10 protein-coding genes are annotated in these 11,151 nt (G+C 70.1%); 5 read left to right on the top strand and 5 right to left on the bottom strand.

Features of this window, described 5'->3' with window-relative positions; genetic code table 11:
* Positions 1-122: 122 nt before the first annotated feature.
* Positions 123-665 carry an SRPBCC family protein gene (locus tag IE136_RS20535; RefSeq protein WP_158987440.1) on the bottom strand — a complete coding sequence of 181 codons (543 nt, stop codon included), beginning with the start codon at positions 663-665 and terminating at the stop codon, positions 123-125.
* Between the two features lie 259 nt (positions 666-924).
* Here IE136_RS20535 and IE136_RS20530 point away from each other — a divergent pair, with 259 nt between their 5' ends.
* The 5 genes from IE136_RS20530 (at position 925) to wrbA (ending at position 7,224) form a co-directional block, all read left to right on the top strand.
* Entirely contained in the window at positions 925-2,655 is a 1,731-nt protein-coding gene (locus tag IE136_RS20530; RefSeq protein ID WP_189601046.1) for a carboxylesterase family protein, read from the top strand.
* A 62-nt stretch (positions 2,656-2,717) separates the two neighbouring features.
* Complete coding sequence (asnB, locus tag IE136_RS20525; RefSeq protein ID WP_158987444.1) at positions 2,718-4,574, top strand: asparagine synthase (glutamine-hydrolyzing); 1,857 nt, start codon at positions 2,718-2,720, stop codon at positions 4,572-4,574.
* Between the two features lie 130 nt (positions 4,575-4,704).
* Positions 4,705-5,574 (top strand): MIP/aquaporin family protein, encoded by an 870-nt coding sequence (locus tag IE136_RS20520; RefSeq protein ID WP_158987446.1) that lies wholly within the window; start codon positions 4,705-4,707, stop codon positions 5,572-5,574.
* Positions 5,575-5,605: 31 nt separating this feature from the next.
* On the top strand, positions 5,606-6,466 hold the full coding sequence (locus IE136_RS20515) for an arylamine N-acetyltransferase family protein (protein ID WP_189601045.1): 861 nt from the start codon (positions 5,606-5,608) through the stop codon (positions 6,464-6,466).
* Positions 6,467-6,606: 140 nt separating this feature from the next.
* Positions 6,607-7,224: an NAD(P)H:quinone oxidoreductase gene (gene wrbA / locus IE136_RS20510; protein ID WP_158987450.1), complete on the top strand. Its 618-nt coding sequence runs from the start codon at positions 6,607-6,609 to the stop codon at positions 7,222-7,224.
* Positions 7,225-7,318: 94 nt separating this feature from the next.
* Here wrbA and IE136_RS20505 read toward each other — a convergent pair whose 3' ends face one another.
* The 4 genes from IE136_RS20505 to IE136_RS20490 form a co-directional block, all read right to left on the bottom strand.
* The gene (locus tag IE136_RS20505; RefSeq protein WP_189601044.1) at positions 7,319-8,182 is read right to left on the bottom strand and encodes an AfsR/SARP family transcriptional regulator; all 864 of its coding nucleotides are present in this window, start codon (positions 8,180-8,182) and stop codon (positions 7,319-7,321) included.
* A gap of 329 nt (positions 8,183-8,511) precedes the next feature.
* Positions 8,512-9,171: a ScbR family autoregulator-binding transcription factor gene (locus IE136_RS20500; protein ID WP_162467829.1), complete on the bottom strand. Its 660-nt coding sequence runs from the start codon at positions 9,169-9,171 to the stop codon at positions 8,512-8,514.
* Between the two features lie 158 nt (positions 9,172-9,329).
* Positions 9,330-10,100: a glucose 1-dehydrogenase gene (locus IE136_RS20495; protein WP_158987454.1), complete on the bottom strand. Its 771-nt coding sequence runs from the start codon at positions 10,098-10,100 to the stop codon at positions 9,330-9,332.
* Positions 10,101-10,223: 123 nt separating this feature from the next.
* Entirely contained in the window at positions 10,224-10,919 is a 696-nt protein-coding gene (locus IE136_RS20490) for an HAD family phosphatase (RefSeq protein ID WP_229818979.1), read from the bottom strand.
* Between the last annotated feature and the right edge of the window lie 232 nt (positions 10,920-11,151).

Below are 11,151 nucleotides of genomic sequence, written 5' to 3'. Positions count from 1 at the left end.
GGGCTCGTGGGGCCCCTGCCCCGCCGCCGGTCACGCGGCGGGGCAGGGCGTGCGACGGGCCGGCCCCGATGGGGGGCCGGCCCGTCGCTGCGTCGTTCCTGGTGCGGTGCGGGAGGTGGGCGTCAGTCCTTCTCGACGACGACCTTGATCTTGCCCAGGGTCTCGGTGATGTCCCGGGTCATCTTCGCCGTCCAGTCGGCGATGAACTTCCGCTTGTCGGCCTCGTCCATGTCCTTGGTGATCTCGTGGATTCCGGGCGAGGCGTATCCCATGCGGAACGTCTGGGAAAGCGTGGCACCGCCCTCGGTGGGCTCGATCAGGAAGGACCAGGTGAGCTCCTGCGGTTCACCGGTCTTCGAGTGGATCTTCCAGCGGAACGCGCGACCCGGAGTGGTCTCCACGACTTCCGACTTCGTGTGCCAGATGCCGCGGATGAGCGGGGCCCAGGACACGATGTCGTCGCTGCGGAAGTTCTCTCCCTCGAAGATGGAGCCGACCTGTCCCGGCTCTCCGGACAGCCACTTGCCGTCCTGGAGTTCCGAGCTCCACTCGGAATGCCGTTTCATGTCGCTGACGATCGAGTAGATCTTGTCGGCGGAGGCCGCGATGTGAATCTCGGCGCCCAGCTCGAAAAGGGGGCGGGAGTCCAGAATCGACGTTGTCATGCCTGGATCCTGCCGATCCTCCGCTGCTGTGCTCAAAGGTTCGGGTGTGAATCCGTCAGGTCACCGTGACACCGCTTCCACCGGCCCGGCCGAGGCTGCCGAAGTGACCTGACTGAGTACGCCGAAGCGCATTGGCCGAGGCAGGAGCGTACGGCACCCTCACACCGTCGTCACTCTTCGACGTGCCGTCTTTCGGCATTCGCATACCCGGGGAGTTTTGTTTATGGACCGGTCGGGAGTTGGACATGAGCCGCCACATATGCCACGGAGACGTACGGTCGTCGCGGCCGCCGCAGCGGTGGCGACCGCGGTGACCGTGCCGGGCGCCGCCGCGGCCGGCACCGCGTCCACCAGGGAGGCGGCCACCTCCCCCGAGGAGACCACCGGCGTGGTCACCCGCGTCGGCGGCGGCCTGGTCAGGGGCGAGCGGAGCGGCGGTCTGTCCGTCTTCCGCGGGGTCCCCTACGCCGCTCCCCCGGTCGGCGCGCTGCGCTACCGCTCGCCGCGCCCGGTCACCCCGTGGACCGGGGTACGGGACGCCACAGCGTTCGCGCCCGTCTCGTACCAGTCGTATCTGCCGGGCTCCAGCGAGGACAGCCTGTACGCGAACGTCTGGACACCGGACACCGGCGGCTCCCGGCCCGTCGTCGTCTACATCCACGGCGGCGGCTGGTTCCTGGGCGCCGGCAGTGAGCCGGACTTCGACGGCGCGCGCCCCGCCTCCCACGGCGACATGGTCGTCGTCACCTTCAACTACCGCCTGGGCGCCCTCGGTTGGGGCCTACATGAGGATCTCCTCGACGAGCGCACCGGCGGGTACTCCAACTGGGGCCTGCAGGACCAGGTGGCGCTGCTGCACTGGGTGCGCCGCAACGCGGCGGCCTTCGGCGGCGACCCGGAGAACATCACGCTCGTCGGCACCTCCGCCGGCGGCTCCTCCACCTGGCAGCTCGGACTCCTCCCCGAGCTGCGCGGGACCGTGCGGCGGATCGTCCCGATCAGCGTGAAGCACGTGTGGGAACCGGCCAGTTCGATGAGCCGGGAGGACTCCCATCGGGTCTTCGAACTGGTGGCCCGCAAGCTCGGCACCACCGTCCGGGGTCTGCGCACCGTCCCGGCGGACCGGTTGAAGGAGACCTGGGAGAAGATCTTCTCGGGCAGTCCCACCGACCGCGAGGTCACCACCTGGCGGGAGTACCAGGGCCCGGTCGTCGACGACCGCTGGATGCTCGGCCACGACTTCGAGCTGCCCACCCCGGACCTTCCCACCCTGGCGATCTACGGCCGGACCGAGGGCACCTTCTTCACCACCGGTCCGGGCTACCCCTTCCCCGGCCCTCATCCCACCGACGACGAGAGCCTGCGCACCGCCGTCCGGGCGGTGCTCCACAAGGGCGCGGTCCACGTCGCCGACACCGAGGTGGACGCGGCGGTCTCCGCGTACCGCCGGGCCGCCGCCATCGACGGACTGCCGCAGGACCCCGTGTCGATCTGGGGCGCGATATGGGGGGACAGCCTCTTCCGCTACCAGATCACCCGGCTCGCCGAACGGCAGGCGCGGGAGCGGCCCGGGGTACCCAGCTATCTGATGGAGTTCGCGCACCCGGTCGCCCCGCCGCTGACCGGCACCCCGCACGAGGCGACGTCCAAGTTCCTCTTCGGCACCTACGGCTCCGCGGTGAACGCCCCGCACTACGGCGACGGCCCCCTGGAGCGCCTGGTCTCGGACACCTTCATCGACCTGATCGCCTCCTTCGCCCGCGGCCGGGCACCGAGCAGCCCGAACGCGCCCGCCGTGCCCCGGTTCTCGCCGGACCGGCCCTCCACGCTGATCCTCGGCGGGGAGCGGGTGGCCCGGATCGGCGAGCGCTCGGCGCTGCGTCAGCTCGCGTACTGGGACACCGCCGGCTGGGTGCCGGTCCCGAAGCCCGCGGCGGCTCCGGCCCGTCTCTCGCCCGAGGCACCCGCGCCCACGGCCTCCCGCCCCTGACTCCTCCGTACATCCCGCCATCCCGCCATCTGCTGATCATTCGAGAAAGGACCTGAGGCGCCATGTGCGGACTCACCGGCTGGGTCGCCTACGACCGCGACCTGACACTCGGCGGCGACACCGCCGATGCCATGACCCGGACCCTGGAGTGCCGGGGCCCGGACGACGGCGGTATCTGGCTCTCCCGCCACGCCGCCCTCGGCCACCGCCGGCTCTCCATCATCGACCTGGAGAACGGCAAGCAGCCCATGCACGCCGTCCCCGGTGACGACGGGCAGCCCGTCCTCGTCTACACCGGTGAGGTCTACAACTTCCGCGAGCTGAAGGCCGAACTCGCCCAACTGGGACACACCTTCCGTACCGCGTCCGACACCGAGGTGGTGCTGCACGCCTATCTGGAGTGGGGCGAGGAGTTCGCCGAGCGGCTCAACGGCATGTACGCGCTCGCCATCTGGGACCCGCGCACCGAGGAACTCCTCCTGGTCCGCGACCGGATGGGCGTCAAGCCGCTCTACTACTACCCCACCTCCGACGGCGTCCTCTTCGGCTCCGAGCCGAAGTCGATCCTGGCCCACCCGGAGGCGGAGGCAGTCGTCGACGCCGAGGGTCTGGCGGAGATCTTCGCCATCATCAACACCCCCGGCCACGCCGTCTTCAAGGGCATGCGCGAGGTGGTGCCCGGCACGTCCGTCCGCTTCTCCCGGGCCGGCACGACGACCAGGACGTACTGGACGCTCCAGGCCCTTCCGCACACGGACGACCTCGACACCACCATCGCGACCGTCCGCGAACTGCTCGAGGACATCATCGAGCGGCAGCTCATCGCCGATGTGAAGGTCGGCACACTGCTCTCCGGCGGCCTCGACTCCAGTGCCGTGACCGCGCTCGCCGCCAAGGTGCTGCGCGACCAGGGCTCCGACGAGCGGATCACCGCCTTCTCGGTCGACTTCAAGGACCACGGCGAGACCTTCCGCGACAACGGCATCTGGATGGACCCGGACACCCCCTACGCCGTCGACGTGGCGAAGCACGCGGGCGCCGAGCACGTCATCGTGGAGCTGGAGAACACCGACATCCTCGACGAGGACGTCCGCGCCGCCGTGCTGCGCGCCCAGGATCTGCCGGTCTCCACCGGGGACATGGAGCACTCGCTGTACCACCTGTGCAAGGCGCTCAAGGAGCGCGTCACCGTGGCGCTCTCGGGCGAGGCGGCCGACGAGATCTTCGGCGGCTACAACTGGTTCTTCGACGAGGAGGCCGTGAACGGGGACACCTTCCCCTGGTACGACGCCTGGCGGCGGCTCGGCGGCCTGGACACCATCAAGGAGATCGGGCTCTGGGACCGGCTCTCCATGGAGGAGTACGTCAAGCGGCGCTACGCCGAGTCCCTGGAGGCGGTGCCGCGTCTGGCCGGCGACTCCCGGCACGAGGAGCGGATGAAGGAGCTGACCTGGCTCAACATCACGCACTGGGAGAAGTTCCTGCTGGACCGCAAGGACCGGATCTCGATGTCCACCAGCCTGGAGGTCCGGGTCCCGTTCACCGACCACCGGCTCGTCGAGTACGTCTACAACGTGCCGTGGGAGATGAAGAACTTCGACGGCCGGGAGAAGAGCCTGCTGCGCGCGGCCGCCGCGCACGTGCTGCCCCAGTCGGTGCTCGAGCGCAAGAAGAGCCCGTACCCCTCCACGCAGGACGTCGAGTACGTCACCGCACTGCGCGCCAAGGTCGAGGAGCTGCTCGCCGAGGACGCGCCGGTGCTGCGGCTCGTCCCGCGCGAGGGGATCCAGAAACTCCTCGACAAACCGCTGGAGGAGTACGCGGCGCTCGGCGGGCTCTGGGGGACACGGGCGGTGATGGAGCGGCTGGTGGAGTTCAACGCCTGGGCGCTCGCATATCAGGTACGCATCGAGCTCTGACCTGCACGTTCGCCCCACTGCGGCGTCGTGCGCGGCCTTCGGGCCGTGCGCGGCGCCGCGGACGCATGTGTACGCCCCGTACCACCCGCACCACCTGTTCCAACCGCATCGCAGCTGGGAGCTGGTCACCATGACCCACAGGAGTCGTCACCGCGCCGCACGCCGGCCCGCGTACCTCTCGCCGCGCGCCCGCACCGTCGTCCTGGAGTTCCTGATCACGGCGGGGATCCTCTTCCTGATCGTCACCACCTCCCGCTGGATCTTCGCTCCGGACGCGCCGCTCGGGTCGGTCCTGAAGGGGCGGGCGGCGTTCGTCGCGCTCGGCATCTTCTTCGGCGTCGTGAACACGGTGATCATCCACTACTCGATGTCCCGCAAGACGGCGGGGCACATGAACCCCTCGGTGAGCATCGGGCTGTGGATGCTGCGGGTCTTCCCCGGCCGGGACGTGCTGCCGTTCTGTCTGGCGCAGATGACCGGGGCCGTGGCCGGCGTCGGTCTGGCCCGGCTGGTATGGGGCGCGCCCGTGGGGCTGCCCCAGGTCGGCTGGGCGGCGGTGGCGCCACAGCCCGGCTGGGGGTTCTGGGGCGTGCTGACCGCCGAGACGGTGGGCCAGCTGATCTGTATGACACTGGTGGCCGCGCTGCTGCTCAGGCCGCGCTGGGAGTGGCTGATCCCGGGCGTGGTCGGGCTGTGCATCAGCGGTTTCATCATGATCCTCGGGCCGCTCTCGGGCGGCTCGGTCAACCCGGCGCGGCAGTTCGGGCCCGCGCTGTGGGCGGGGAACTTCGGCTTCCTGGCCGCGTATCTGATCGGTCCGGTCCTCGGCGCGGCGCTCGCGGCCGCCCTCGCCGCGGCTCTGAGGGCGCCGGCCCCTCCCGTATCGCTGGACCCCTCCCTTCCCCCGGACGCGTCCGCGTCACCGGCCGCCGAGGGGACCGTCTGCCCGGACACCATCCCTCCCGAGCTGCTGCGGGACGACGACCCGCACCGCATCTGACAGAGCAAGAGCCAGAGCCCAAGGAGACCTCATGCTGGGAACGTACGGCCTGCCCGTGACGGTCGAGACCGATCCGGAGTGGCAGAGCGACCGCCTCGACCTCGACGCCTATCTGGGCCGGATCGGCTTCACCGGCCCCCGCACCCCCACCGCGGACACCCTGCACCGCGTCCTGCGCGGCCACATGTCCGCGATCGCCTTCGAGAACGTCGACATCGCGCTGGGGCGCACGGTCTCGCTCGATCTGGACCGGATCCAGGAGAAGTTGGTACGGGCGGGGCGCGGTGGCTACTGCTACGAGAACAACCTGCTGCTGGCCGCCGCCCTGGACCGGCTCGGCTTCCCGGTGACCCGGCTGCTCGCCCGCATCCGGCAGGGCGAGACCCGCCGCCGCTTCCGTACGCACACGGTGCTGCTGGTGCGCGCCGACGACCGGGTGTGGCTGGCCGACGCCGGGTACGGCTACAGCGGGCTGATGGAGGCGCTGCCGCTGGAGGACGGTGCGACGTCGTCGGTCGCCGACTGGACCTGGCGCCTGGTGGCCCAGGGTCCCGACTGGGTCGTGGAGATCCCGGACGGGGACGGCGGCTGGTTCGGCATGTACTCCTTCCGTCAGGAGCCGCAGTTCCGGATCGACTTCGAGGCGGCGCACTATCTCTCCTCCACCCGCCCGGGGTCGCCGTTCGTCGGTCAGCTCGTCGCGCAGAAGGAGACGGAGAAGGAGCGCCGGCTGCTGCGGGACAAGTCGCTGGAGATCCAGTACGCGGACGGACGCGTCGAGCGGCGTGAGCTGAGCGCGGCGGAGACGGTGTGCGCGCTCGACGAGCTGTTCGGAGTCGAACTGAACGACGAGGACGAGCGGGCCCTGCTGCGGTTCTTCGCCGGAAAGTGACAACCGGGGGCCGGACTTGACGGACTTTCCCCGGGCCCGTGGAGCGCCGCCATGCCGTTCGGAGAAGGTCGCGACGGGCCCAGGCCGTGGCCGCGGCCCGCTCTTCCCCCCGTCGTCCGAAGCCAAGGAGCAGGTCTGTCATGACCAACGTCGCTGTCATCTACTACTCGTCGACCGGCAATGTGCACGCGCTGGCCACCGCCGCCGCGAACGCCGCGGAGAAGGCCGGTGCGGAGGTGCGGCTGCGGAAGGTGGCGGAGCTGGCCCCGCAGTCGGTGATCGACACGAAGGCGGAGTGGGCCGAGCACGTCCAGGCCACCCGTGACATCGAGATCGCCTCGCCCGAGGACCTGGAGTGGGCGGACGTCGTGCTGATCGGCACGCCGACCCGCTTCGGCCTGCCGGCCGCGCAGATCAAGCAGTTCATCGACACCACCGGTGGCCTGTGGGCGCAGGGCAAGCTCGTCAACAAGGTCGCCTCGGCGTTCACCTCGACCTCGACCGCGCACGGCGGCCAGGAGTCGACGCTGCTCGCGCTGAACAACACCTTCTACCACTGGGGGGCGGTCATCGTGGCGCCCGGCTACGCGGACCCGGTCCAGTTCGCCCCGGCGAACGGCAACCCGTACGGCACCAGCAGTGTCTCGGCGAACGAGGCGAACAACGTGGCAGGGGAGAACCTCGCCGCGATCGAGTTCCAGACCCGCCGTGCCGTCGAGATCGCCACGGCGCTGAAGAAGGGCCTCGCCGCCGTCTGACGGCCGCGACACGAGAGGAGGGGCGGGACGCTTCGGGCGTCCCGCCCCTCCTCTTCCGCCGTTCTGTCCACCGGGGGCGCCGGGCCCGGCTCGGTCAGACCACCGAGCCGGCCGGTACGAGACGGGTCCTGACGGACGTCTGGCGGCCGAACGCGGGGCGGGCCACGTCCCGTACGGTCAGGATCGAGCGCTGAAGCCGGCGCAGCCGCGCGGAGGGCTCCATGCCCGTCTCCTTCTTCAGGCCGTTGCGCAGCCGCTGGTAGACCTCCAGGGCCTCGTCCTGCCGGCCGCAGCGCAGCAGCGCGACCATGAACTGGCCGTGCAGGGGCTCGTTGGTGCGGTACTGGGCGACGAGTTCGGCCAGGTCGGAGATCATCTCGAAGTGGCGGCCGAGCCGCAGCTGGGCCTCGACCCACTGGTCGAGGGCGCTGAGCCGGGAGGCCTCCAGGCGCTCGATCTCCATGCGCAGATGAGGTCCGGCCGCGACGCCCGCGTAGGGGTCGCCGTGCCAGAGGGCGAGCGCCTCCTGGAGGCGGCGCGCCGCGCGCTGCAGGTCCCCGGCCTCCATGGCCCGGTATCCGGCTCCGGCGGCCCGTTCGAACTGCCATGCGTCGTTGGAGCCCCCGCCGGTGTCGAGCCGGTAACCGCCGGGGAGCGAGACGAGCACGGACTCCGCGGTGTGGCGTTCCAGCCAGGCGGCGCCGGGGTCCGGGGGCTCGGCGCCGCGCAGCGCCGTGGAGATCAAGGCGCGTAGATCGAGGATGTGGGACTGGAGTTCGACGCGCGCTCCGCGTGGCGCCCCGGACGGCCACAGCTCCTCCATCAGGACGGTCACGGGCACCACTTGGTCCGCATTGGCCGCGAGCAGCGCGAGCAGCTGCCGCGGTGCCGCGGCCGTCGGCGTGACCGACACCCCGTTCTCGCGTACCGACAGTCCCCCCAGGATGCGGACGTCCACTTTGCCCCCTCAGTGTCTGTGCGCGGCATGGCCCTGGATGATTAGAAAAGAGACCCGGAGGCATGTCAATAAGAAACCGTAGGGTATGGAATCTCCTGCCGCAAGAACCGGGAAAAATGCCTGGATCGAGGGGATTTGCCGTCATCAAGATTCCGTGAACGGCACAAAGAAGCGTACCCGCGACTCCAGGATCTGGACCTGCGGGTACGCTTTGTCAGGTCGATTTCAGGCGAAGAAAAGATGGCGCGTTCGTGTCATTCGCATAAAACCGTCCGGCGGGTATGGTTTGAAGCTCCAGAGCGGCCCTGAAGAGGTCTGAACGGCCCCGCTCAGCCTGCGGCGGCCTCCGCGGCCCCTGCCGCCTCCAGAGCTCTGGCGCCCCGCCCGGGCTCCATGTCGAGCATCGCGAGCACGGCGGGCACGGCGATGCTGGGCAGGATGTGGCGGTAGAGCGCCGAGGCCCACCGGTCCATCTCGGACCGGTTGCTGCCCAGCGCCTGGGTCATCAGGTTCAGGCCGGCGTAGGAGCCCACGACGAGCGGGGCCACCTCCTGCGGGTCGGCGTGCGGCAGCAGTTCGCCGCACGCCTTGGCCTCGTTGAGCACCCGAAGATTGAGTTCGGTCCACTCCCGGTAGGGGCCGCTGCGGTTGAGCTCGTGGCCGCCCTGGTCCAGGGTGAGTCGCACGCTGCCGCGCAGCAGCCCGTCGTGGGTCAGCCGGTGCGCGAAGACCATGCCGATGTCCACGAACTCCTGCATCTTGGAGACCTGCGGCATCGGCATCGGGGCGGCCGAGACCTGCGCGTCGATCACCGCGTGCGCGAGGTCCTCCTTGGAGTCGAAGTGGAAGTAGAGCGCGCCCTTGGTGACTTGGGCCAACTGGAGGATGTCGGTGAGCTTCGCGGCCTCGTAACCACGCTCGTCGAAGATGGTCGCGGCCGCTTCCAAGATCGCCTGGCGCGTCCGAATCGCGCGATCCTGCTTCGCCATTGGGGGTCACGTCCCTCTCATAGCCCGATGCCCCGCGGGGCCCTCGCGCTCGCTCCGTGCTCGCTCGCACTTCACGGTCGAAAACAGCAAGTATGGACGGATACGTGCAGAGGACACAAGACATCGCACGCAGGCCGTTCGGCCGGGCCTCATCCGGCTCACACCATCGTGAAGCCGCCGTCCACCGGCATGATCGCACCGGTGACGAACGACGCTCGGTCACTGCAGAGCCAGGCCGCGGCCTCGGCGATCTCCTCGGGCTCGGCGGTGCGCGGCTGCGGGGTCGCCGCGTGCAGCGCCTCCTCCATCCCCGGTACGGCGGCGAACCACTCGGTCACCACCTCGGTCCTGGTCGTGCCGGGCGCCACGGCGTTGACGCGGATGCCCCGGGCCGCGTACTCGGCCGCGGCGGCCCTGGTCAGACCGATGACGGCATGCTTGGCGGCGACGTACGGGGCGGCGACCGGGGTCGCGATCAGCCCGCCGACGCTGCTGGTGTTGACGATCGCGCCGCCGCCGGTCGGCAGCATCGCGGCGATCTCGTCGCGCAGGCAGTTCCAGACCCCGCGCACGTTGACGTCCATGATGCGGTCGTAGAGCTCGTCGTCCATCTCGTGCAGAGGTTCACGGCCCGTGCCCCACCCGGCGTTGTTGAACGCCAGGTCGAGCCGTCCGTACGACTCCACGGCATGCGCCACGGCGGCGGCGGTGTCCGCACGACGGGTCATGTCCGCCACCACGTACTCCGCCTCCGCGCCCTGCTCGCGCAGGTCGGCCACCAGGGCCTTCAGCTTGTCCTCGCGGCGGGCGGTGAGAACCACCCGGGCGCCCTCGCGGGCGAAGACCCGGGCGGCCGCCGCCCCGATTCCGCTGCTGGCGCCGGTGATCAGGGCGACCTTCTCGGTCAGCAGACGGTGGTCGGCAGTCATGGGATGGTCGTCTCCTCAGTAGTCGGATGGGTGACACCTGCGTGCGGCGTCGAGGTCGTCGGGCCCGTCGGGATCACGGCGGCCGCGCGGGCCGCCCCCGCGAAGGGGTACGCCACGGCAGTCTCAGCCGTTCCGGCCGCGGCCGGCCGCGGCCTCGGCGTCGAGGGTCCGCAGCAGGGGCTCGTCGATCTCGTCGAGCGAGCCCACCAGGTGGCGGACGCCCACTCGCCGCATCAGCTCGCCCTGGAAACCGTGCGCGAAGTCGCTCGGGTGGCCGATGAAGGGGACGCCGAGTTCCTTGGCGGCCTCGGCGACGCGTGCGACGTCGTCGATGAAGAGGGCCTGGTCGTGGCGGAGGCCGAAGATCTCCGTGGTGATCTCGTGCAGACCGGGACGGATGTCGTTGGTGCAGACGTAGCCGGGGCCGTCGAAGAGGTGGGCCAGCTCGCCCAGGTGCCGGTCGAAGTGGGACTTGCCGAGCCCGCCGTAGCAGACCGTCCTGAGCCCAAGCCCGCGCAACCGCCGCAGCAGGGCGGCGGCGCCGTCGAGCAGCCGCAGCGGGTGCTCGGCCAGGTAGGCCTCACGCTCTTCGAAGTAGGCGGTCAGCACGTCCTCGGGACTCCCGTCGAGTCCGGCGGCGGCGCCGAGGGCCTTGGCCGCGATGAGCTGGGGCTGGGAGAAGATCTCCCACTCCACCTCGGCGTCGTAACGCCCGCCGCGGCTGGTGACGAACCGGTGGATCACCGGACTGAACGTGTCGTTCAGCAGCACGCCGTCGATGTTGACGGCGGCGAGGGATATCTGGCGCAGTTGTTCCACGGAGTCTCCAAGAGGCAGCCGGTCGGCGAGCCGAGGCACATCGGGTCGAATCACTCGAATGGTGACGCGTCCGCCCGAACCGGCGTCTCGGATGCCCGAGAAACAAACCTGGCGGTACAGATTTCCGGCAGCTGGAAGATACCCGAAGCCACCCCCCTCGTGAACCCTGGGGTCTCATGAGTCGGACATCTACCCCTCTGACAGGCGCTGTTGGCCGCGTACATGACCGATC

This window comes from Streptomyces lateritius (assembly GCF_014649715.1).
GTDB lineage: Bacteria > Actinomycetota > Actinomycetes > Streptomycetales > Streptomycetaceae > Streptomyces > Streptomyces lateritius.
Note: the sequence above shows the minus strand (reverse complement) of the source record. Positions and strands in the feature narration are given on the sequence as shown.